The organism is Mycolicibacterium iranicum (genome assembly GCF_002101705.1).
Lineage (GTDB): Bacteria > Actinomycetota > Actinomycetes > Mycobacteriales > Mycobacteriaceae > Mycobacterium > Mycobacterium iranicum.
This window is the reverse complement of the sequence record NZ_LQPC01000047.1, coordinates 293446-316245: the sequence shown is the minus strand read 5'-3', so window position 1 is coordinate 316245 and position 22800 is coordinate 293446. Positions and strand designations below refer to the sequence as shown.

18 protein-coding genes are annotated in these 22800 nt (G+C 65.0%); 13 read left to right on the top strand and 5 right to left on the bottom strand.

The features are described 5' to 3' along the window. Positions 1-120 precede the first annotated feature (120 nt). The 4 genes from arcD to arcC are packed head-to-tail and all read left to right on the top strand — an operon-like array spanning position 121 to position 4799. Entirely contained in the window at positions 121-1596 is a 1476-nt protein-coding gene (arcD, locus tag AWC12_RS22755) for an arginine-ornithine antiporter (RefSeq protein WP_024449044.1), read from the top strand. Continuing rightward, complete coding sequence (locus tag AWC12_RS22750; RefSeq protein WP_024449043.1) at positions 1593-2849, top strand: arginine deiminase; 1257 nt, start codon at positions 1593-1595, stop codon at positions 2847-2849. The genes arcD and AWC12_RS22750 overlap by 4 nt, the downstream gene beginning before the upstream one ends. A 21-nt stretch (positions 2850-2870) precedes the next feature. Further along, positions 2871-3875 (top strand): ornithine carbamoyltransferase, encoded by a 1005-nt coding sequence (locus AWC12_RS22745; RefSeq protein ID WP_024449042.1) that lies wholly within the window; start codon positions 2871-2873, stop codon positions 3873-3875. A 9-nt stretch (positions 3876-3884) separates the two neighbouring features. After that, positions 3885-4799 carry a carbamate kinase gene (gene arcC, locus AWC12_RS22740; protein WP_036466012.1) on the top strand — a complete coding sequence of 305 codons (915 nt, stop codon included), beginning with the start codon at positions 3885-3887 and terminating at the stop codon, positions 4797-4799. Here the strand turns inward: arcC and otsB are convergent. After that, positions 4789-8439: a trehalose-phosphatase gene (gene otsB / locus AWC12_RS22735; RefSeq protein ID WP_165762846.1), complete on the bottom strand. Its 3651-nt coding sequence runs from the start codon at positions 8437-8439 to the stop codon at positions 4789-4791. The genes arcC and otsB overlap by 11 nt on opposite strands. Positions 8440-8621: 182 nt before the next feature. Between otsB and ppsA the strand changes: the two genes are divergently transcribed. The 5 genes from ppsA to AWC12_RS22710 all read left to right on the top strand — a co-directional run bounded on the left by ppsA (position 8622) and on the right by AWC12_RS22710 (position 15748). Then, positions 8622-10910, top strand: coding sequence for a phosphoenolpyruvate synthase (ppsA, locus tag AWC12_RS22730; protein WP_085177083.1), 2289 nt, complete (start codon positions 8622-8624; stop codon positions 10908-10910). 84 nt (positions 10911-10994) lie between these two features. Further along, positions 10995-11780: a universal stress protein gene (locus AWC12_RS22725; RefSeq protein WP_085177081.1), complete on the top strand. Its 786-nt coding sequence runs from the start codon at positions 10995-10997 to the stop codon at positions 11778-11780. A gap of 29 nt (positions 11781-11809) precedes the next feature. Then, positions 11810-12691, top strand: a complete 882-nt coding sequence (locus tag AWC12_RS22720) for a universal stress protein (protein WP_085177079.1) — start codon at positions 11810-11812, stop codon at positions 12689-12691. A gap of 30 nt (positions 12692-12721) precedes the next feature. After that, on the top strand, positions 12722-13372 hold the full coding sequence (locus tag AWC12_RS22715) for a DUF305 domain-containing protein (RefSeq protein ID WP_085177077.1): 651 nt from the start codon (positions 12722-12724) through the stop codon (positions 13370-13372). A gap of 12 nt (positions 13373-13384) precedes the next feature. Then, positions 13385-15748 carry a heavy metal translocating P-type ATPase gene (locus AWC12_RS22710; RefSeq protein ID WP_085177075.1) on the top strand — a complete coding sequence of 788 codons (2364 nt, stop codon included), beginning with the start codon at positions 13385-13387 and terminating at the stop codon, positions 15746-15748. A gap of 17 nt (positions 15749-15765) precedes the next feature. On the opposite strand, the gene AWC12_RS22705 is transcribed toward AWC12_RS22710, so the two are convergent. Next, a complete protein-coding gene (locus AWC12_RS22705; protein ID WP_110808718.1) occupies positions 15766-17265 on the bottom strand; it encodes a bifunctional aminoglycoside phosphotransferase/ATP-binding protein in 1500 nt (499 codons plus the stop codon). A 125-nt stretch (positions 17266-17390) separates the two neighbouring features. Between AWC12_RS22705 and AWC12_RS22700 the strand changes: the two genes are divergently transcribed. Genes AWC12_RS22700 through AWC12_RS22690 form a run of 3 tightly spaced genes read left to right on the top strand, consistent with a single transcriptional unit; the run spans position 17391 to position 19890 of the window. Next, positions 17391-18374 carry an Acg family FMN-binding oxidoreductase gene (locus tag AWC12_RS22700; protein ID WP_085177073.1) on the top strand — a complete coding sequence of 328 codons (984 nt, stop codon included), beginning with the start codon at positions 17391-17393 and terminating at the stop codon, positions 18372-18374. Between the two features lie 6 nt (positions 18375-18380). Continuing rightward, positions 18381-19229, top strand: a complete 849-nt coding sequence (locus AWC12_RS22695) for a universal stress protein (RefSeq protein ID WP_085177071.1) — start codon at positions 18381-18383, stop codon at positions 19227-19229. A 4-nt stretch (positions 19230-19233) separates the two neighbouring features. Beyond that, positions 19234-19890, top strand: coding sequence for a response regulator (locus AWC12_RS22690; protein ID WP_024449485.1), 657 nt, complete (start codon positions 19234-19236; stop codon positions 19888-19890). Here the strand turns inward: AWC12_RS22690 and AWC12_RS22685 are convergent. Together AWC12_RS22685 and AWC12_RS22680 are read right to left on the bottom strand one after the other, a co-directional pair. Next, on the bottom strand, positions 19854-20585 hold the full coding sequence (locus tag AWC12_RS22685) for a universal stress protein (RefSeq protein ID WP_024449484.1): 732 nt from the start codon (positions 20583-20585) through the stop codon (positions 19854-19856). The two genes, AWC12_RS22690 and AWC12_RS22685, sit on opposite strands and share 37 nt — an antisense overlap. Positions 20586-20625: 40 nt before the next feature. After that, a complete protein-coding gene (locus AWC12_RS22680; RefSeq protein ID WP_085177069.1) occupies positions 20626-21216 on the bottom strand; it encodes an Rv1733c family protein in 591 nt (196 codons plus the stop codon). 172 nt (positions 21217-21388) lie between these two features. On the opposite strand from AWC12_RS22680, the gene AWC12_RS22675 reads away from it, so the two are divergent. Next, on the top strand, positions 21389-21889 hold the full coding sequence (locus AWC12_RS22675; protein ID WP_085177067.1) for a GNAT family N-acetyltransferase: 501 nt from the start codon (positions 21389-21391) through the stop codon (positions 21887-21889). Here AWC12_RS22675 and AWC12_RS22670 read toward each other — a convergent pair. Continuing rightward, entirely contained in the window at positions 21880-22770 is an 891-nt protein-coding gene (locus tag AWC12_RS22670) for a universal stress protein (protein WP_085177065.1), read from the bottom strand. The genes AWC12_RS22675 and AWC12_RS22670 overlap by 10 nt on opposite strands. Between the last annotated feature and the right edge of the window lie 30 nt (positions 22771-22800).

Sequence of the window (22800 nt, the reverse complement as noted above, 5' to 3'; positions counted from 1 at the left end):
GAGGACTTCCGACAGCCGATAGAGGACCAAAGACCCCTCAGCCCGCCTGACCTCAGCAATAGCGTCGACCTCAGCAAGGTGGCGTCCGCGATCTTGTACCGATGTATCTGGGAGACAACGATGTCGCAGTCAGTACTTCCGAGACCTGCCGCACCACGTCCTGGCATCCGCGCGGGCCTCGGCCTCACGGCGTTGACCGCACTGGTCGTCGGTTCGATGATCGGCAGCGGGATCTTCGCGTTGCCGTCACAGATGGCCGGCAGTGCCGCACCCGGTCCGCTGATCATCGGGTGGGTCGTAACCGGCGTGGGCATGTTGACGCTCGCCTTTGTCTTCCAGACTCTGGCCACCCGTAAACCCGACGTGGACGGTGGCGTCTACGGTTATGCCCGAGCGGGTTTCGGCAATTACATCGGTTTCACATCGGCGTTCGGCTACTGGATGTCGGCGTGGGTGGGCAACGTCGCCTACCTCGTGCTGCTGTTCTCGACACTGGGCTACTTCTTTCCCGCTTTCGAGGGCGGCGTCACCGTACCGGCCATCATCGGCGCCTCGGTCGTGCTCTGGGTCGTGCACGCCCTGACCCTGCGGGGGATCCAGACCGCGGCGTTGGTGAACGTCATCGTCACGATCGCCAAGGTTGTTCCGATCGTCGTGTTCATCGCGATCGCCGCGGTCGGATTCAAGGCCGGCCTGTTCACCGCCGACTTCTGGGGCAGGACAACACAAATCGACGGCGCCCCGCTCGGCGACACCCTCACCCAGGTGAAGAACATGATGCTGGTCACGGTATGGGTGTTCATCGGTATCGAAGGCGCCGCCGTGTATTCGCAGCGCGCCGCCAAACGCGCCGACGTGGGGCGTGCCACGGTGCTGGGCTTCGGCGCCGTACTGGCCCTGTTGCTCCTGGTGAACCTGCTCTCGTATGGCCTGATGGCGCAGGCGGAGCTGGCCGGTGTGCCGGATCCATCGATGGCGGGCGTGCTGGAGAACGAGGTCGGCAGCTGGGGTGCGACCTTCATCTCGGCCGGTCTGGTCATCTCTCTGCTGGGTGCGCTCATCGCCTGGGTGCTGCTGTGTGTCGAGATCCTGCGTCTGCCCGCACTGGAAAACGTGATGCCCAAGGCACTCGCGAAGGAGAACGCGCACGGCGCACCCGCAACCGCCCTCTGGCTGACCAACCTGTGCGTGCAGGCGATGCTGCTGTGGACACTGGCCAACGAGAGCACCTACACCAACCTGATTTACCTCGCGACGTCGCTGATCCTGCTGCCCTACCTGTGGTCGGCGGCCTATCAGGTTCTGCTGACGCTACGCGGTGAGACGTATCAGTCCGGCCATGGGAGGACGCGCGACCTGGTCGTCGGTGTGGTCGCCCTCGGCTACGCCGTCTGGCTGCTGTACGCGGGCGGCTGGCAGTACCTGCTGATGGCGGCAGTGTTCTATCTGGTCGGCACGGCGCTGTACATATGGGCCCGGCGAGAGAGCAGGCTGCCGGTCTTCACACCGGGCGAGATGCTTGTGGTCGGAGTGGTGGCCGCGACGTCGGCTGTCGCGATCGTCCTGCTCGCCGCCGGCAACCTGGCCGTGCTGTGACAACGGATTCGCGCCTCGGAGTGTGGTCGGAGGCGGGCAAACTGCGCCGGGTCCTGGTGTGCGCTCCGGGACTAGCTCATCAGCGGCTGACCCCGCAGAACTGCAACGAGCTGCTGTTCGACGACGTGATCTGGCTACAGCAGGCACGCCGCGACCACTTCGATTTCGTCGCCAAGATGGAGGACCACGGGGTCGAAGTCCTCGAACTGCAGGACCTTCTTGCTGACATCGTTACCAGTCATCAAGCCCGCCAATGGATTCTGGACCGCAAGGTGACCGACGACCTGGTCGGTCCGGGGATGCGTCATCAGGTCCGAGATTGGCTGGATCAACTCCCCGCAGAACAGCTGGCAGAATTCTTGATCGGTGGGATCGCCTACGCCGATGTTCCCGACGAGGTCGGCGGCAGCTTCCTCACCACGCTCCGCGATCTGGATCCGACGGGCTTCGTGTTGCGGCCGCTTCCCAATACACAGTTCATGCGAGACAACTCCTCCTGGATCTTCCATGGGGTCACACTGAATCCGATGTACTGGCCTGCGCGACGCCAGGAGACGCTGCTGACGACCGCGGTCTACAAGTTCCATCCCGCGTTCGTCGACGAGAAGTTCGACGTCTGGCTGGGTGACACGGACAGCGTTGGGCTGGACCATGGTTCGGCGACACTCGAAGGCGGCGACGTCATGCCGATCGGCAAAGGAGTGGTGGTCATCGGCATGGGCGAGCGATCGTCACACCAGGCGATCGCACAGGTTGCGCGCAATCTCTTCGCGGCGGGTGCCGCCGAGCATGTGATCGTTGCGAGCCTGCCCAAGTCGCGCGCAGCAATGCATCTGGACACCGTGTTCACGTTCTGCGACTACGACCTCGTCACGGCATACGCGTCGGTCGTCGACGGGATCGTGCCGTTCAGCCTCCGCCCGGACGATCGGGCACCGTCCGGCCTGGACATCCGACGCGAGCCGAGAGCGTTGATTCCGACCATCGGGGACGCACTCGGCGTCACGTTCCGGGTCGTCAGTACAGCCGGCGACGTCTACGGGGTGCAACGCGAGCAGTGGGACGACGGGAACAACGTCGTCGCGCTCGAGCCCGGTCTGGTGATCGGATACGACCGCAACATCCTCACCAACACGGCATTGCGCAAGGCCGGTGTCGAAGTCGTCACCATCACCGCCAGTGAACTCGGCCGCGGGCGCGGCGGCGGCAGGTGCATGACCTGCCCCATTCTTCGTGACCCGCTGTACACCTGACATCCGACGAGGGGACCGATCGTGGCCTTCAACAACCGTAATCGCAGTCTGCTCAGTCTCGTTCACCATACGGAACGGGACCTGCACTACCTGCTGGACCTGTCCCGGGACCTCAAGAGAGCCAAGTACTCCGGGGTGGAGCGGCAGAGTCTCGCGGGCAAGAACATCGCGCTGATCTTCGAGAAGACCTCTACGAGGACACGGTGCGCATTCGAGGTGGCAGCCCATGATGAAGGAGCCCATGTCACCTACATCGACCCCAAGTCCTCACAGATCGGGCACAAGGAGTCGATGAAAGACACCGCGCGCGTGCTGGGCCGCATGTACGACGCCATCGAATACCGCGGAGCGAGTCAGAAGACGGTGGAGGAACTCGCCGAGTACGCCGGGGTCCCTGTCTTCAATGGCCTGACCGACGAGTTCCACCCCACCCAGATGCTCGCCGACGTGATGACCATGACAGAGCAGTGCCCGAAGCCGTTGACCGACATCGCGTTCGCGTTCGTCGGCGACGGCAGGAACAACGTCGCCAATTCGCTTCTGCTCGTGGCGGCGAAACTGGGGATGGATGTCCGGATCGGAGCACCCCCGGCACTGTGGCCGCACGAGGACCACGTGTCGATGTGCGAGGAATTCGCCATGGATTCCGGGGCGCGCATCACCATCACCGACGACCCCGTCAAGGCGGTCACCGGCGTCGACTTCGTCTATACCGATGTCTGGGTGTCGATGGGCGAGCCGGTCCAGAGGTGGGGCGAACGTATCCAGGAGCTGTTGCCGTTCCAGGTCAACCTGGCCCTGATGGCCGCGGCCGGCAATCCGCGGGTGAAGTTCATGCACTGCCTGCCGGCGTTTCACAACAGCGCTACCGAGGTCGGGGCCGAGATCGCCGCACAGTACCCCAATTTGTGTGACGGCATCGAAGTCACCGAAGAGGTCTTCGAGAGCCCGATGAACGTCGCGTTCGAGCAAGCCGAGAACAGGATGCACACCATCAAAGCCGTCCTCGTGTCGGCGCTGTCCTGACGCGCGCCCGTGCGTATCGTCATCGCACTGGGTGGCAACGCGATTCTGCGCCGGGGCCAGCCCATGACGGCTGAAAATCAACGGGACAACATTCGCGTGGCCGCCGCGGCAATCGCTGCTGTCGCACCGGGGAACCAACTCGTGATCGCGCACGGAAACGGGCCGCAGGTGGGGCTGCTGGCGCTGCAGGCCGCGGCGTACCACGACGTGGCCCCGTACCCCCTGGATGTGCTCGGCGCACAGACCGAGGCGATGATCGGCTACGTCATCGAACAAGAGCTCGGAAACCTTTTGCCGGCCGGTCAATCGCTGGCGACCCTGCTCACGATGATCGAAGTGGACAGGCACGACGCGGCCTTCGCCCATCCGACGAAGCCGATCGGCCCGGTCTACGACCGCGATGCATCGGATCGGCTACGCGCCGAGAGCGGCTGGGCCTTCGCTCCCGACGGCGATGGGTTCCGCAGAGTGGTGGCAAGCCCAAAACCTCGGCGCATCTTCGAGATCGAGCCGATCCGCACACTGGTGGAATCGGGGACCGTGGTCATCTGCGCGGGTGGCGGCGGGATCCCGACTGCCTACGACGAAGCCGGCAGGTTATGCGGCGTCGAAGCGGTCATCGACAAAGACCTGGCATCGGCGCTGCTGGCCGAACAACTCCAGGCGGACCTGCTCGTCATCGCCACCGACGTCGACGGTGTCTACAGCGGCTGGGGCACCCCCGAGCAGGAGCGACTGTCCCATATCACCGTTGAGGAACTTGGAGCGATGCACTTCGCCGCGGGCTCGATGGGCCCCAAGGTCGAGGCCGCCTGCGGATTCGCCGGCAACACCGGCAACACCGCGGTGATCGGCGCGCTTCGCGACATCGACAGAATCGTCGCCGGTGAAGCGGGGACGGCAGTCGCGAAGGCTACCGGCTGAATCGCACGGTTCCGCCTGCGACCAGGGTCTGCTGTGCACCGCGGCACTCGACCTGGACGGGCGGTGCGTCCCCGGGTTCCGCGCTGAGGGTGGCACCCCGTCCGCGTACGCTGAGCCGGAGCCGATGACCTCGGTACCGGAATGGAAAGGCCAAGCCGCCCAGCGACTCCGGCCACAGCGGGCCGATGACAATCCGATCATCACGGAGTTCGAGGCCGGTGAAGCACCGCTGCAGCAGGTCGACACTGCCTGCCATCGCAGCGAGATGAATTCCTTCGGCAGTGGTGCCGCGCTGGATGTCGACGACATCGGAGTCCAACGCCTGTTTGAAATAGCGCATCGCCTCGGCGCGGTCACCGCGCGCCGTCACCCAGGAGTGCACGACAGCGCTCAGCGTCGAACCGTGTGAGGTGCGCGACCGGTAGTAGTCGATCGTCGCCGGTATCTGGTCCGGAGTGAACGTGTAGCCGAGTCGATCGAACAGCTCGTAGAGTTCGTCGGACGACAAGAGGTAGAAGAGCATGACCGTGTCGGCCTGTTTGGCGGCCTTGTAGTTGTTGGCGTTGTCGTTCTCGGCGTCCAGGATCCGGTCCAGGCGCTGCAGGCTTCCGTAGCGCGTCCGATAGGCGTCCCAGTCGAGTTCGCGCAAATTCTCGTAACCCTCGAACTGGCTGATGACGCCGTCGTGGAAGGGCACGAACATCCGGCGGCTGACATCCTCCCACTGCGCGATCTCGTCGTCATCAATTCCCAGCTTCTCCAACAGGTTCAGCCGGTGGGACAACGGGACCCACTCAAGGGCGTCCAGTGCCCGCAATATCACCCATACTGCCATCACGTTGGTGTAGGCATTGTTGTCGATTCCGTCGTAGTCGCGCCCCGGATAGCCGCAATGGAACTCATCGGGCCCGATGACGCCGGTGACGACATATCGGTTGCGTGTGCTGTCGAATCTGGCCCGGCTCACCCAGAATCGAGCGATGTCGGTCAGCATTTCCGCTCCGTAATCGATCAGGAAACCCCAGTTGCCGGTGGCCTGGTAGTACTGCCAGACGTTGTAGGCGATCGCGATGCCGACATGATGTGCCCGGGCGCTCGCATCGGGATTCCAATGCCCCGAACGGGGATTGAGATGCAACTGCTGGCTCTCCTCGCGTCCACTGCTGCCGGACTGCCACGGAAACATAGCGCCTCGATACCCCCTTTCACGTGCGGCGAGGCGGGCTTCGGGCAACCGGCGGTAGCGGTACATCAGCAGTGACCGCGTGACCTCAGGCATCCGCAGATTGGTGACCGGAAAGACGAACAGTTCGTCCCAGAAGACGTGGCCCCGGTACGCCTCGCCGTGCAAGCCCCGCGCCGGGACACCGACGTCGAGGTCTGCGGTGTGGCGCGACAGCGTCTGCAGCAGATGAAGCTGATGGAGCCGCACGACGCGCAGTGTCTCGACGTCACGGCTGATATCGATGGTGAAGCGCTCCCACAGGTGCGCCCAGGAGAGCTGGTGTCCCCGCTGGAGTTCGGTGAAACCTGCGACCCTGCTGATCTCACGGATACCGGCTTCGACAGGTTCGCCGATGCCGTGGTCCCGGCTGGTGAACACGCACGCGGTCTTCTCCAGCAATACCGTGTGACCTGGTGCCAGGTCGACCGAGAACTGATGGCCGACGTGGACATCGCCGACGATCGGCATGCGTCGGACTTCACGATCCTCCGAGGCTGCTCCCCCACACCGCAGCGCGTTGCGGACGGTGAGAGCGATGCGAATCCTGGACTGTGTGGTCTCTGCGGCCAGCAGCGCGCAATCTTCGGACAACTCCCGAATCTCGGTGATGTTCAGGTGCCTGGACGCCAGGTCGCGATAACGGTCGACGCCCGTGTTCGCAACGCCGCCATCCAGTGTCGAACGGATCTCCAGCAAGCCTTCCCAGTCCAACGGCCGAACCATTGTCTGCATTGCCGCCACATGCGGCTGCTGCATCGAAACGAACCGCCGCTGAGTGATCTCGGTGGTGCGCCCGTCCTCGTCACAGACGGTGAACGTCCGGATCAGCGTCGCGCGACGCAAATCGAATATCACGCGATAGGACGCCGGTGGAGTGCGGTCGATGTCGAACCACGCTCCACCATCCACCCGGAACGAGACCGGCAACCAGTTCGGCAGGTTGACCAGACTTTCGTTGGCGACAGGCGTGCCTGCGACCGAATCGGTGAGCCGGTTGTACACGCCGGCGATATAGGTCCCCGGGTAGTGGAACTGTCCGGCATGGGCCTCGGGTGCGGCGCCGCGCACAGCGAGGTACCCGTTGCCCGTCGTGCACAACGACTCTCGAAGCCTCTCCTGTTCTCGCTCGTAGCCGTCGAACACCAGGCTCCAGGAGTCACCGGCGCCGTCGGCCTCATCGCCGAGTCGCTGTTCCAGCCGGGACAAGAACGTGCAGACGGATTCGGGGTCGGCCAGACAGAACCGTGCCGATGACCGTCGCTTGTCGGAAAGCCCCTGGCGCACCGCAATTCCCACGCCCTTGTGCCTGAGCACGTCAAAGGCGTCCTCGTCGGTGCTGTCGTCTCCGATGTAGACAGGCAGCGCCAGATCCTGTCCGTCGATCTGATTGAGAATCCAGTCGACCGCCCGCCCTTTGTCCCAGTCGATGTCGGGACGCAGCTCGATCACCTTCCGCCCCGACGAAACGCGTAGGTGGCGGGCGCGCCCGACCCTGCGAACAGCTGCGATCACGCCGTCGACGACGTCGTCGGCCACGTTGCGGTAGTGCACTGCGATCGCAAAGCGTTTGTCCTCGATGACGATGCCCTGGACATCACCGAGCTGTTCCGTCAGGTCGGGTACAGCGGGACTCAGCGCACGCAGCGCTTCGGTCGCACGCGGGTTGTGGTGTCCGGCACCGTCCGGTGACACGAGTTCGATGCCGTGGCTGCCCCCGTACCACACACCGTGAAGCGTGACGCGATCGCGCAGATCGGCAAGGCCGCGACCACTGAGTATCGCGACAGGGCAGTAACGTGCCAGACTTTCGACCACTTCGGCGGTGCGCGGCGGCAATTCGGCTTTGGCCGGGTCGTCGACAATCTCCGACAGAGTTCCGTCGAAGTCGAGGAGCAGCACCGGTCGACGCGTCACAGCCAGGGAGGCAACCTCGTCGAAAGCGGCGAGCGCGTCGGGCATCACAGCCACAGATTCGTAGCCGCTGCGCACGCTCAGCGTGACAACGTCGGGAACCACCGCGTCGGCGCCGCTCTGCACGATGCGGGCCGCATCACCTGTCAGGTCCACGCCGATCACCAGGCCGAAACCGCCCTCACACGCAGCAGCCACCCCGGCCGAGGTGTGATCGACGACGACGCACCGGTTGGGGGGGAGACCGAGCTTCTCCGCAGCGTCGCCGGCTGGGCCGTCCACCACTGCGGCGAACACCTCGGTCAGCCCGATGGATGTCAGCTTCTGTGCACACCCTCCGGCCGAGGAGTAAGCGGCAGTGCGCACGCCGGCAGAAGCCAACTCGCGCACGAACTCGCGCGCCCTGTGATAGGGGCGAAGGCTGCCTGCGCCAGTGATCAGACTGTCGAGCTCGATGAGCACCGCATCATGATCACGTGGGTCGACAAAGACCGGCAGTACCATCGCCAGGCTCCTCACTCAGCATTCGCGCTCAATGTCAGCAACCTCGTGCTGGACGGAGAAGGGACATTGGTCCCTTCTCCCGGCAACGGGGACTTAAGACCCTGCGAACAGAGGACTTTCGTCGGGCCGAGAGCTGCCCTCGGCCGTTACGGCGACACGGCACCGCAGCGGAAGCTCAAACCATGGACCACGGAATTGATACGGCTTACATCCGAGACATCGAGAGTCTGTCGATCCACGACGCCGAGGAAGCCGGAGGCAAGGGCGCGAACCTCGGTGAAATGGTGGCGGCCAAGTTGCCAGTCCCGCCCGGGTTCGTACTGTTGCGCACCTGCTATCGCGACGCGATGCACCACGGTGGCGTCGACGCCGAACTCGCCGCACTGCACCGCGAGGCGCTCGCGAACGCCGCCGATACCGAACGCCTGGATGAGCTGTGCCGGTGGATGCAGGCCCTGGTCCGCAGGGCGGGTATCGACGATCGCCTTCGTCGTCAGGTTTTAGCCGCCTACGACCGGCTCGGCCCGGAAGCGGTGGTGGCCGTGCGGTCGTCGGCCACCGGTGAGGACGGCGCCGACGCGTCGTTCGCGGGAATGAACGCGACGATCACCAACGTCTGCGGCCAGGCACAATTGTTCGACGCCGTCACCCGCTGTTGGGCATCGCTGTTCAGCCCCCGGGTGATCACCTATCGCGCCAGCCGCGGATTCACCGACGACCCTGCCATGGCGGTCGTCGTGCAGCAGATGGTCGATTCCGAGAAGGCCGGAGTGGCGTTCACCGCCGACCCCAGCACCGGAGCGCGAGACCGCGTGGTGATCGAAGCTGCTTACGGACTCGGGGAAGTGGTGGTGTCGGGCAAGGTGGAACCCGACACGTACACCGTCTCGAAGGACACCCTGGCGCCCCTCGATATTCGCATCGGGCATCAAAAGTTTCAGATCATTCGAGGATCTGATGGTAGCGACGAGGTGGTCGACCTGGACGATACGCACGCGGAGGCCCGCGTGCTCACCGACGACGAGTTGCGGTCGATCGCGCGCATGGCGATCGCGATGGAGCAACACAGCGGTTGTCCACAGGACACGGAATGGGCGATCAGCCGCGGCAGAACATTCTTGGTGCAGGCTCGCCCCGTCACCACGCTGGGACACACTGTGCAGGCCGCAGAGACGCCGAACACGGTTCTCGCGCGCGGACTCGCCGCGGCACCGGGGGTGGCCACAGGTCGGGTCCGTGTCCTCCAGGCACCCGAAGACGGCCAACGCCTACAGGCCGGGGAGATTCTCGTCGCGCCGATGACGAACCCCGATTGGCTGCCCACCATCCGCCGCGCCGCCGCGCTGGTCACCGACACCGGCGGCATGACCTGCCACGCCGCGATCGTGGCGCGGGAGTTGGGAGTACCGTGCATCGTCGGCGCCAGGACCGCGACCACAGACCTGCGTGACGGAACCACCGTGACCGTCGACGGTGCCCGCGGCGAGGTTGTGTCGGGGCGTGGCACCAGCACCGTCGTCACGTCCGCGCGCCCCACCGCGGAACACACTGCGGTCAGCGAGGTGACGGCAACGCGGATCTATGTCAACCTCGCAATGCCCGACGCCGCGGAGAGCGTCGCGGGCCAGGAGGTCGACGGCGTCGGACTACTGCGCGCGGAGTTCATGCTGACCGACGCCCTCGGCGGCCGTCACCCCCGCGACCTCATCGCTCGCGGGGAGCAGCAGACGCTCGTCACCCGCATGGTGGCCTCGGTCGGTCGAATCGCCGCGGCGTTCGCGCCCCGTCCCGTCGTCTACCGGGCCACCGACTTCCGCAGCAACGAATTCCGAGGCCTGAAAGGCGGATCCGACTACGAACCGGTCGAGCACAACCCGATGATCGGGTATCGCGGCTGCTACCGCTACGTCAAGGAACCTGATCTGTTCGCCCTCGAGCTGGAAGCATTGGCCAGGGTGCGGGAGGAGTCACCCAATGTCGCTCTGATGATTCCCTTCGTACGCACCCGATGGGAACTGGAGGAATGCCTTTCACTGGTCGACGCCAGCCCACTCGGCCGCCAGCGCGGCCTGCACCGCTGGGTGATGGCCGAGGTTCCCTCCGTCGTGCACTGGCTGCCGGAGTACATCGGCATGGGGATCGACGGAGTCTCGATCGGCAGTAACGACCTGACACAGTTGGTGCTCGGGGTCGATCGCGACTCCGATACGTGCGCCGAGCTGTTCGACGAGTCCGACCCCGCGGTCCTGCACGCCATCCGGCGAATCATCACGACAGCCAACAAGTTCGGTATCACGTCGTCACTGTGCGGTCAGGCACCCTCGACCAATCCCGCGTTCGCCGAGCATCTCGTCCGCTACGGGATCACCTCCGTCTCAGTCAACCCCGACGCGGTCGACGCCACTCGACGGGTGATCGCGGCCGCAGAGCGCCGCATCCTGCTCGACGCGGCGCGGCGAGGTCACGCGTAGCGCAACCCGAGTGGGGACCAATGGCCCTGTCTGCGGTCAGCACCGCCCCATAGCGTTCAAGCAGGGCCTGAATGGAGACCAACGATGACAGATGCCACGCCCCTACCTGTGACCGCCGGAGTGGACGGGTCGACGACGGCACTCCATGCCGCGCGCTGGGCAGCCGCCGAGGCCGAATTCCGCGGCGCGCCATTGCGACTCGTGTACGTGACCAAAACCCCGCATGGAAGCACCGACGAGTACGCCGAGGACGTGCGTCATGCCCACTCCGCGTTACACCAGGCACAGGCTGAGGTCGAAGCGGCGGGCAGCGCAGTCACCGTCGACACCGCGGTCATCAGCGGACCGCCGGCGGACGCTCTGATCGCGGAGTCGACCGCCGCGCAGATGATGTGTGTAGGTTCCGTCGGAATTGGACGGTATGCCAGATCGATACTCGGCTCAACCGCTGCCGATCTCGCCGAAAAGGCGCACTGCCCGGTCGCGGTCATCAGACCCGACGCCGGAGGCGGTGATCAGGCCGTGAACTGGATCGTCGTCGCCGTGACCGACCAGCCGGACAACGACGACGTCGTCGAGCAGGCGATGCGAGAAGCTGCCCTGCGCCACCTCCCGGTGCTGGCCCTCGGTGACAGCAGCGCGCCCGAATCGCTGAGGCGGCAGCTACTCCTGTGGCGAGAACGCTTCCCTGATGTCCACATCTACCCGATCGACAACCGCGCCGAAGTGACCCACTTCCTCCGAAAGCACGACGAGCCGGTACTGCTCGCCGTCATCGGGGGACGTCACGCCGACCAGGTCGCGCAGATCGTGGGACACGGCCACTCGGCCTTCCGTCACACGGCGACCTCGGCCCTTGTCGTGCGTTGAAACCCCATGTAGTCGAGGAGGAGTCACCAATGTCCGAATCCCCCGCCGAACGCGGGATAGTCGTCGGCGTCGACGGGTCTCCCGAGTCGCATGCCGCCGTCCGCTGGGCCGCGCAGGAGGCCGTCCTTCGCCGACGACCCGTGACGCTCCTACATGTCGTGGCACCCATCGTGGTCACCTGGCCCATCGAACCGGTGATCACGGGTTTCTATGAGTGGCAGGAAGACAACGCCACCGAAGTGCTGAAGCAAAGTCAGGAAACCCTGCACTCGGAAGTGGAGGGATCCCCTTCACCCGAGGTGCACCTCGAACTCCGGCACGACGGGATCATGACGGAACTGTCGAGCGCCTCAGAGAGCGCGGACATGATCGTGGTCGGCAGTCGCGGCTTGGGTCCCGTTGGCGGCGCGGTGCTGGGTTCGGTGAGCCGCGCTCTGCTGCATCACGCTCGATGTCCGGTCATCGTCGCCAGGGAGGGGGTGGTCAGGCGGCCCGATCGTAATCTGCCCGTGCTGCTGGGTATTGACGGCTCTCCGGCCTCCGAGGCTGCCACGGCATTCGCCTTCGAAGAGGCGTCACGGCGCGGGGTGGAACTCGTCGCACTGCACGCCTGGAGCGACGTTGCCGTGTTCCCGATTCTGGGGATGGACTGGCACACCTACGAGCAGCAAGGCCACGAAGTCCTCGGTGAGCGCCTCGCGGGGTGGCAGGAGGCCTATCCCGACGTACGCATCAGTCGCCGGATCGTCTGCGACAAGCCCGCGCGATGGCTTATCGACGAGTCGAAGCACGCGCAGCTGGTGGTGGTGGGAAGCCGTGGTCGAGGCGGGATTTCGAGCATGTTGCTCGGCTCGGTCAGCACAGCCGTCGCCGAGTCGGCGACCACTCCGGTGGCCGTTGTCCGATCGTGAGATCGGACGCCATCAGCGAAAGGATCTGGCATGAAAGGGAACACAGAATACCTGACCGGAGTCATCTTCGTTGCGGCGGTTGCTGTCGCGGCGTGCGGGGGCGCCGCTACGGACCAACCAGGATCATCGTCGACCACTTCGTGGACAACATCTGACGGCGCGGCGAACCTGCACAATCAGGCCGATGTGATGTTCGCGCGCCACATGATCCCGCACCATCAGCAGGCGATCGAGATGAGCGACATCATCACGACCAAGTCGGATATCGATCCGCGTGTCATTGAATTGGCGGGACAGATCAAGTCCGTACAGGCGGCAGAAATCCAACAGATGCAGGCCTGGCTCGACCAGTGGGGAATGGCCGGGATGCCCGGAATGGACGGCATGCCAGGAATGCACGGGATGCCCGGAATGCCCGGAATGCCCGGCATGGAAGGTATGCCCGGTATGCAGGGGATGGTGTCACCAGCCGACATGCAGGCCATCCGTGACGCACAAGGAGTGGATGCCACGAGGCTGTTCCTCGTACACATGATCAAGCACCACGAGGGAGCGATCGACATGGCGAACAACGAGATCGAAAGCGGTCGCTTCCCTGAGGCCATTGCGCTGTCAGAATCCATCGTCACCAGCCAGCGCAAGGAGATCGATGTGATGAACCAGATCCTGCGGTCGCTGTAGCGGAGCGTAAGGATGACCGTAGTCAGCGCTACTTCCCTCGGACATCTGTCCGCACGTTGGCGGCCCTTTCTGGAGCCGATCCTGTTGGCGCTCACAGGCCTTGCGCTGGGGGCAGGTGGTGTCGCGTGGCTGTTCGGCGCGAAAGATGCAGCCGACATGTGCTGGATGATCGGCACCGCAATCGCGATCGTGCCTGCCCTGCTGTGGGTGCTCATCGCGTTGCGGCACGGGCGATTCGGAGTGGACCTGATTGCGGTGCTGTCGCTGGGCGGAACGCTGCTCGTCGGCGAGTATCTCGCAGGTGCGTTGATCGCGTTGATGCTGACAGGCGGTCGCGCTTTGGACGCCGCAGCCACTCGCAGAGCATCTCGTGACCTCACGGCACTGCTTGAGCGCGCGCCGCGGTTCGCACGTCGCCGCGTCGGCACCCAGGTTGAGGTCGTCGGCCTTGCCGACGTCGACGTCGGGGACATCCTCGTGATCAGTCCCGGCGATGTCGTCCCGGTCGACGGACGAGTCGTCGGCTCCGCGGCAGTGCTCGACGAAGCCGCACTCACCGGCGAATCCGCACACGTGGACCGCCCCCCGGGAGATACGGTCCGCAGCGGTGTGGTCAACGCGGGTGGGGTCTTCGAGCTCCGTGCCACAGCGTCTGCCGAGCAGAGCACCTACGCCGGGATCGTCCGGCTGGCACTGCAGGCGGGAGCCGAAAGCGCACCGCTCGTGCGCCTCGCGGACCGCTATGCCACCTACTTCCTCCCGCTGACGTTGCTCGTGTCGGGTGTTGCGTGGCTCATCAGCGGTTCAGCCGTCAGGGCGGTGGCCGTGCTCGTGGTCGCCACCCCGTGTCCCCTGCTGCTGGCCGCGCCGGTCGCGATTGTCTCGGGCCTGTCCCGCGCGTCGCGGGCCGGGGTGGTCATCCGCGACGGCGGCGCACTGGAAAACCTGGGCCATGCAACAACATTGATGATGGACAAGACCGGCACTCTGACCATGAGCCGTCCAGTGGTCATCGATGTCATCGCCGGGCCGTCGACCGATACCATCGAGGTGCTGCGGATGGCCGCCTCGGTGGATCAGTTGTCACCGCATGTCATGGCTGAATCCATCGTCACCGAGGCACTGAAGCGAGGCATGACGCTTTCGCTGCCCACCGGCGCGACCGAGGAACCGGGCCGCGGTGTCAGTGCAGAACTCGACGGTCTTCGCGTGACCGTCGGCAAACTCGCCGACGACGATCTGCAGACCACGTGGGCGCAGGGCGCCCTGAACAGGGCACGGCTCGACAATGCCGCAGTGGCGTGGGTTTGCGTGAACGGCGTACCGAAAGGCGCTGTACTGCTTCGCGATCCGCTGCGACGCCAGGCGCCCAGAACAATGAGACGGTTACGAGAGGCGGGCTTCAACCGACTGGTGATGCTCACTGGTGATCGTGCCGAACCTGCCCGCGAGGTCGCGACCGTACTGGGTCTCGACGAGGTGTACGCCCACCAGACACCCGCCGACAAGGTGACAGCGGTCCGCGCCGAAAGGAATCGGGCGATCACGGTGATGGTCGGTGACGGCATCAACGACGCACCGGCACTCGCGGCAGCGACAGTGGGTGTCGCGATGGGGGCGCGTGGTGCCACGGCATCATCGGAGGCGGCCGACATCGTCCTGACCACCGACCGTCTCGACAGGCTCGCCGACGCGATGGACATCGCGCGGTGGTCCCGGCACATCGCCGTGCAGAGCGCTGTCGTCGGCATGGCGCTCTCCCTGGCGGCGATGACGGTCGCTGCGCTGGGTTGGCTTCCGCCCGCGCCGGGAGCATTGCTGCAGGAAGCCATCGACGTGGCGGTCATCCTGAACGCTCTGCGCGCACTGCGCGGGGATCCGCGCGCCGACCTCGAGCTGGCCGCAGACACCGAACGAATGCTGCAGGGGTTCGCAGCCGAGCACGACGAGCTGCGCGACAGCCTCATAGAAATCCGCAACTGCGCGGACAAACTGGCCGATGGCGCTGATGAGGCTGCCCTGCAATCACTTTCGAGAGCCTACGCGCTGCTCACGGAGCGGATTCTGCCCCACGAGCGCGCCGAGGAAACGGAGCTTTACCCGGCGCTGGCCGCGCCCCTGCACAGCGGTGAAGCCACTGCCACCATGAGTCGTACCCATGCCGAGATTCAGCGACTGTCCGATCGCATCGGTGAGCACCTCCGACTCGCGCAGGCGGCCGGAGGTATCCAGCACGATCAGATCGATGATTTGCTCGCGTGCCTCTACGGACTGTATGCGCTGCTGCGGCTGCATTTCATTCAGGAAGAGGAGAGTTACTTCTCGCTTGCCGACCTGGACACGGCGGCTGCCCCCGCACCGACGAAGCCGCATTGAGGTACGAACAGTTGCGCCTAGATCGCGGCCGCGCACGCTTGGCGCGCCTCGCGCACCGACTCCTCAAGCGGACGTGTGGTGTCGACCGGGTGGGCACCGGGCCACTCGTCCGACCATCCACTCAGCTCGGCGGCCATCGCCGGGGTGGCGTCCGAGGCGGTGGATCCTCTGCCCGCGATCCGATTCGCCGCTTCGCCGACAGGCGAGGTGCATACCAGCTCGACGATCGGGCTGTGGGTCTCGGCAGCCACCGTGTGCGCCCGCTGGCGTTGGCGCGCATCGCGCCACGTCCCGTCCAGTACGACGGAATGGCCTGCGCTGAGCCAGTTTTGCGCGCGGTTGAGGACTTCGTCGTAGACCGCGGACACCTTGTCCGGCGCGTAGAGTCCTGCGTTCAGGTCACCGACTCCGCCGGTGATGTCTCCGCTCTGCCGAAGTTCGCGCCGGACCTCATCGGTCGAGATGACGTGGGCGTCGATGATCTCTGCCAAGGCATGGGCAATCGTCGTCTTGCCGGTGCCGGGGCCACCCCCGATGACGACGAGCTGCACACAGCCGGCTTTGAGGTGCGAGTGCGCGATGGCGAGGTGCCGCTGTGCTGCCGCGATACCGTCCGAGTCTCCCTGGCCGACGCGCACGCAGTCGACTTTGGCTCGCACGACCGCCCGGTAGGCGATGCAGAAATGCCGTAGCGAGTGCGCGGCGTGATCACCCGCTTGCAGGCAATACTCGTCGAGGAACAGATCGGCAAGGTCTCGACGCCCGAGAAACTCCAGATCCATTGCCAAGAAGGCGGCATCGTCGACGCCGTCCACGTATCGAAGCCGGTCGTCGAACTCCAGGCAGTCCAGCAGCACGGGTCCTTCGGCGGTGCAGAAGATGTCTTGGCTGAGCAGATCGCCGTGTCCGTCGACGATACGGCGGGCGGCGATGCGGTTGTCGTACAACAGCGCGCGGCCGGCCAGGTACTGCATCGCCAGCCGCTCGATATCAGCCAGGGGCTCTTCGGCGATCACGGGACCGACGTGCCGTTTCAACTCCGAAAGATTCTGCTGCCAGCGGTCCCGGAGCACCTCCGTCGTCGCCTCGGTGTCCACGACGGGCCCGCGGTCGGCATGGGCGTGGAAACGCGCCAGCATCTCAGCGATCGTCATCAGCCATTTCCCCACCGGCACCCCGCAGGAAACGAGCGTGGCCAGCCGCTCGGAGTCCGGATATCTGCGGATGACGACAACCGGTTCGGGCTCGCCCACGGGCGGGTGGAACTGGCCCACCCCGAGGTAGCTCGACGGTGCCAGCCGACGGTTGAGCTGCACCTCACGGTGGCAGGCCTCGGCGCGTTTGGCGGCGGTGCTGAAGTCGAGGAAATCCGTGCGCACGGGCTTCTTGACTTTGAAGGCCCGGTCGCCGACGAGGGTGACCAGGCCGGTGTGAGTTTCGTGGACTTCGGCACCGAGGTTGCCCGGCGTCATCCACGCCGGCTGTGACTCAACTGCGCATTCAAGCCCCGAAGCCATGCCCTCAAGCCTGCGCTCGGCTGCGTCGCGGCGACAGGGCCTTCTGGGATCGGCCGATGAGGACCATTGACCCTGGTTTCCCGACCGGTTCCCGGCGATGGTCAACGTATCGAACGGAGGTAGAGATGCGCGACGTGATCGTGGACATCGATGTGATCACCGACGCCGTGGCACTGGCGTGTCGTGCTCCGTCGCTGCACAACAGCCAGCCGTGGAGATGGGTGAGCGAGGGACCCGTCGTATCGCTGTTCCTGGATGACGCTCGGACCCCGAAGCTCACCGATCCGACAGGACGCGAATTGCTCATCAGTTGCGGCGCTGCGCTCGACCACTTTCGTGTGGCGATGGCGGCTGCGGGCTGGACGTGCAATGTCGACCGCTTCCCCAACCCGAACAACAGAGATCATCTGGCGTCCGTCGACTTCACACCGTTCGATTTCGTCACCGAGGCGCATCGGCGGCGCGCCGATGCGATTGCGCGCCGACGCACTGACCGGCTTCCGTACGCACGACCGGCCGATTGGGACGTCTTCCTCGGAACGATCAGTCGCGGCGTCGGTTCGAACGGCGTGTCGGTATTCGCCATCGGCGATGCCCGACAACCCGAGCTCGTCCGGGCGTCGGAGCTGACCAGAACGGCGCGTCTCTACGATTCCGGGTATCACGCCGAACTCGTCGGCTGGACATCCGAGGTGGCGGTCGCCGAGGGAATTCCGGAAGGCACCTTACCGTCCGACGCCGAAAGCAAACGTGTCGCGATCGGACGGGATTTCCCGGTGGCCGCGCATGCCGACCGGCGCAGAGACATCTCCGACGACGATGCCGAGGTAGTCGTGTTGTCGACCGAGGATTGCACTCGCGACAGCCGGGTTCGATGCGGCGAGTTGCTGTCCTCCATCCTGCTGGACGCGACGATGGCCGGCCTGGCGACGTGCACGCTGTCGCACCTGACGGAAGTCCCCGCCAGCCGCGAGATCGTCAGACAACTGACCGGTTCGGAGTCCACGCCTGAACTTCTCGTGCGAATAGGTTCCGCGCCCGCCCCCGACGACATCGCAGTCCCGACACCGCGTCGTCGAGTCACCGACGTGCTTGAGATCAGGCGGTGAGCCGCCGTGTCCAGTCCCCCCGCTGTGATCGTGGGCGTCGACGGATCGGATTCCGCCACCGCTGCTGCGCTCTGGGCAGTCGACGAAGCCGCGAGCCGCGACGTACCCGTCCGGCTGGTGCACGCCGTCACGCCATCGCCGGACAGCTCCCAGATCACTGCTGACGCCCTGGACCACGCCGGAACGATCGTCCATTCCGCGGTGATCGCGGTCGAGAGAAGCGGAAAACCGGTCAAAGTAGAGGCTCAGGTGTTGACCGGGCCGCCCGGCGAGATCTTGCGGCGGGAGGCCGACGGGGCGGCGATGCTGTGTGTGGGATCCATGGGAATCAGCCATGGCGGCATCGGCCACGTCGGTTCCGTCGCAGTGGCAGTGGCACATTCGGCGGTGTGTCCGGTGGCAATCGTCCACGCGCAGGGTCGGACACACTCCCGCAAGGATTGGGTGGTCGCCGAGGTGACGGACTCGCAGGCAGGCGAAATCGCCATGGTGCGCGGTATCGAAGAAGCGCTTCTGCGTTCAGCCGCGTTGAGAGTCGTCGCAGCCCGACGATCTCGATACCCCGACATCCACGATCACCATGCGGTCACCAGCATGAATCGCACGGTCAAAAGCGACTGGGAACGCAGGCTTGCACCGTGGCGCGAGAAGCACCCCGACCTCAATGCCGAGGTAGTCGCCCTGGCGGGAAGCGCCCTCAATTACTTTGCGCGGAACCAAGATATGATCGCGCTAGCGATAGTCCCCCATGAACGCGCCGCCGAGATCGCCGACCTCCTCGGACCGAGGAGTACGGCAAGTTCGCAGGATATTTGCTTCGACATCTTGATCTGCGAGCCGCACCGCCTACTCTGAGCACATGGTGACGGTCTTCCTGGTCGACGACCACGAGGTTGTCCGTCGCGGGCTCGTCGAGCTACTCAGCGCGGACGAGGAACTGACGGTAGTCGGTGAAGCAGGCTCGGTGGAGCAGGCGATGGCCCGCATTCCGGCACTTCAGCCGGATGTCGCTGTACTCGATGTCCGGCTTCCCGACGGCAACGGCATCGAACTGTGTCGAGATCTCCTGTCACGCCTGCCCAACTTGCGCTGCCTGATGTTGACGTCCTACACCTCCGACGAAGCAATGCTCGATGCGATCCTCGCCGGGGCAAGTGGTTTCGTGATCAAGGACATCAAAGGCCTGGCATTGACGCAAGCAGTCAAAGACGTCGGGGCAGGTCGTTCGCTGCTCGACAATCGGGCCGCAGCAGCACTGATGGCCAAGCTACGTCAAGGAAAGCAGCAGCAAGATCCGCTGGCGGCGCTCAGCGGGCAGGAGCGGGTCCTCCTCGAGCACATCGGCGAGGGCCTGACCAACAAGCAAATCGCCGACCAAATGTTCCTGGCCGAGAAGACCGTCAAGAACTACGTGTCGCGCCTGCTCGAGAAACTGGGCATGCAGCGCAGAACCCAAGCGGCGGCATTCATCTCCAACCATCACGCCCGCACGAGCAGAACCGAACAATCCGGATAGCCCACGATGGGGTGGCAGTTGGGTGACGTCACGCCGGCCAATTCCTGTGCGTCCCTGCGCCCCACCACTGCCAGACCTACCCCGACACTCGTCACATCATGTCGGTCGTACTGTTGTCCCGTCCCGGCTGCCACGGTTTCGACATGGACATCGGGGTAGCGCCGCACCCAACTCGTGGCGCGTTGGTCGATCTGACGGACCGTCGCGTGCCGCAGTCTGCCCTCATGCATGGCCAGATGCACCGCCTCGTCGTTACCGTCTTCGTCGGACAGAACCACCGCAACCACACCCTCGGTGTGCGGTGATCCGTCCCGCCGTGTCCGGATGATCGCGACCGGGCAGCGGGCGGCCTCGGCGAGAGCCTTCGCGGTAGGACCTATGGACGTTCCGTCCATTGCCCGAATGGTTTTGGAACCGATGCAGACCATCGCCGCGCTCTCGGATTCCCGCAGTAGAACCTCGCCCGGCATTCCGATGACCGAAGCAACTTCGATGCGCACGGGATGCGGTGTCGCCCTCGCCGTTTGTTCGGCATGCTTCAGCGCCGTATCGTATCCCTCTGCGTGAGCGGGGACAGCGTGGACGAGTCGAAGGACGCTATCTCGTGAAAGCGCTTCCAAGCGAGCCCAACACACTGCATTCAGTGCTGCGCGAGAACCATCGACACCCACGACCACCGGCCCGCCATCGACCATCGCTCTGCCTCTCCGATTCTCGCGGGTATCCGTATCGCCCTCACGCCGCGCTGTTATTGGCCCTACCTCCGTTGTCGGCGAGGTCGTCGAGCTCACGATCCCAGGCGGTGGAACGCAAGTGGTTCAACCGCATTCGAAGCAACAGCCACGACGCGACGGCAGCGGTCACCACCGCGCACCACAAACCCAGTGCCGCGAGTACCGCCTGCGCCGCCGCGTCATCGTCGGTCGGTACCCGCGCAGTTCGGTTCCCCGCGCCGTCAACCGAAATCACTACCGTGTCGCCGGCATTGATGCGGTGAGTACGAACGTCGTCCTCATGGGTCACGCCGTTGTAGGTCCACGTCACGGTCGTGACGTAAAGCGTCTGGTAGGGCTCCGGATCTTCTCGGCTGTCCGCGACCGCGGTCGCGGTGACATCCTGGCGGACGAGCCGCTGCGCGGCGAAAGATTCTGAAAGTCGGTCGTGGGTGGCGGTACCCACAGCACCCGCCACCGGCACGGTCAAGATCATGACCGCGCCGACCGCGAGAAGGGCAAACGCTTCGAAGCGGTCAGCTACTCGAACGAGCGGATTCCGTGCTGTCAACCGGCGCAGCCACACGCCGAAGCTGTTCATGAAAACCTGCATGTTGCACCTCGTCTCGCCCTGGTTCGCTCGTCAAGACAATCATCGCGGGAGGTACGAAGTGCACGGCAGGGGCGAAGGTCCCCTCGTGGTGAGCCGAATGCCCCACGGCTGCCCGACTTCGGGTCCCCTAGGCTGAGATTCATTCCACGAGGGGACCGGGAGGCACGACGCTGTGAATCGTTCCGCGCCGCACATCGACGTCCGAGTTCTCTGCAACGACGATTATGACGCCGTCATTCGTCTGGTCAGCGAGCTCGACGCCGACGAACGCTATCGACGGTTCTTGACCCGCTATCCGACCTACATCGGTGAGTGGGCGCTGTCGCTGACCACGCCGTCGGACCGTGGTTGCGCGTTGGGGGCCTTCGAATCCGGCGACTTGCAGGGAGTCGCGAACTACGTCGACACGTCGGAGGACGGGTGCGCGGAAGTCGCCATTGTCGTTGCCCACGAACAACATCACCGAGGCATCGGAACGGCGCTGCTCCACGAGCTCGGGCGCCAGGCACGAAGCAACGGTATGCGGTGCTTTGTTGCCGACGTACTGGCCGCAAACCATGCCGTCCATGAGGTGATTCGTGACGCCGGCTGGCCTGTCACGGTTCGCCGGGACGGAGAGATGCTCAAGCTGCGAATCAACATCGACGCCGCGGGCGGACCGATTCAGGATTGACGAGCCACAATTACCGGGATGTGGGCCGACTGGGCCACTGCCCAACTGACCGATCCCAGAAGAAGTCCCGCGAAGCCACCGCGGCCGTGACTGCCGACGACCAGAAGCTGGGCGTCCTCGGATTCCTCGATCAGGCGGTGCGCGGCGCTGTCCTGTCCCACGACGCGGCGCACCGTCACGTCCGGATACCGCTCGCCCCAACCGGCGAGCCGCTGCGCGAGTTCCTCGTCAGCTTGCTTGGCCAGGTCCTCGACCGGGACGTCGACATAGAAGTCGGCGTTGTTCATCCACGTGTGGACGGCAACCAATTCGACACCGCGTCTCGATGCTTCGTCGTAGGCGATGGCGATTGCCAATTCGGATGCTGGCGAGGCGTCGACCCCGACGACCACCGGTGCAGTGACAGCAATGCCTGAACCCGAGTGTTCGTGCACCACCGCGACCGGGCAATGTGCGTGATGGACGAGGGCCGAACTGGTGGAGCCCAAGAGCAGCCCCGCGAGTGCACCCAATCCGCGGCATCCGACGACCATCATGTCGGAGTCTTTGGACACATCCAGCAGCGCAGGCATCACCGGGCCTCGCAAGACCAGCTTCTCCACGGGGACGCGGCGACGCCCCTCCATTGCGGTGCCGGCGAGTTCAACTGCCCTGTCGACGATCCCGGTGCTCTGACGATCGCGGGCCTCGAGATACTCCTCGGAGATCGGAAGGTCCAGCCATGGGCCGACCTCGTCGGACGGCTGGACGTGGACCACGGTCAGCGGCACATCGCGCAGCGACGCATCACGCGCAGCCCATGCCAGCGCCGTTTCGGATGTCGGCGAGCCGTCCACCGCCGCCACGATGCCGTGCAGCCTCGGCAATTGTTGAGAAGTCATGGTCGCACTCTCCGTTCGATTCTCACCGCC

Excerpts from the sequence above, each read along its gene's own strand:
- AWC12_RS22715 (WP_085177077.1), top strand. The coding sequence starts at position 12,722 with ATGAAAGGGAACACAGAATACCTGACCGGAGTCATCTTCGTTGCGGCG.
- ppsA (WP_085177083.1), top strand. The coding sequence starts at position 8,622 with ATGGACCACGGAATTGATACGGCTTACATCCGAGACATCGAGAGTCTG.
- arcD (WP_024449044.1), top strand. The coding sequence starts at position 121 with ATGTCGCAGTCAGTACTTCCGAGACCTGCCGCACCACGTCCTGGCATC.
- AWC12_RS22720 (WP_085177079.1), top strand. The coding sequence starts at position 11,810 with ATGTCCGAATCCCCCGCCGAACGCGGGATAGTCGTCGGCGTCGACGGG.
- AWC12_RS22705 (WP_110808718.1), bottom strand. The coding sequence starts at position 17,265 with ATGGCTTCGGGGCTTGAATGCGCAGTTGAGTCACAGCCGGCGTGGATG.
- AWC12_RS22700 (WP_085177073.1), top strand. The coding sequence starts at position 17,391 with ATGCGCGACGTGATCGTGGACATCGATGTGATCACCGACGCCGTGGCA.
- AWC12_RS22725 (WP_085177081.1), top strand. The coding sequence starts at position 10,995 with ATGACAGATGCCACGCCCCTACCTGTGACCGCCGGAGTGGACGGGTCG.
- AWC12_RS22690 (WP_024449485.1), top strand. The coding sequence starts at position 19,234 with ATGGTGACGGTCTTCCTGGTCGACGACCACGAGGTTGTCCGTCGCGGG.
- AWC12_RS22685 (WP_024449484.1), bottom strand. The coding sequence starts at position 20,585 with ATGGTCGATGGCGGGCCGGTGGTCGTGGGTGTCGATGGTTCTCGCGCA.
- AWC12_RS22710 (WP_085177075.1), top strand. The coding sequence starts at position 13,385 with ATGACCGTAGTCAGCGCTACTTCCCTCGGACATCTGTCCGCACGTTGG.
- AWC12_RS22670 (WP_085177065.1), bottom strand. The coding sequence starts at position 22,770 with ATGACTTCTCAACAATTGCCGAGGCTGCACGGCATCGTGGCGGCGGTG.
- AWC12_RS22680 (WP_085177069.1), bottom strand. The coding sequence starts at position 21,216 with ATGCAGGTTTTCATGAACAGCTTCGGCGTGTGGCTGCGCCGGTTGACA.
- otsB (WP_165762846.1), bottom strand. The coding sequence starts at position 8,439 with ATGGTACTGCCGGTCTTTGTCGACCCACGTGATCATGATGCGGTGCTC.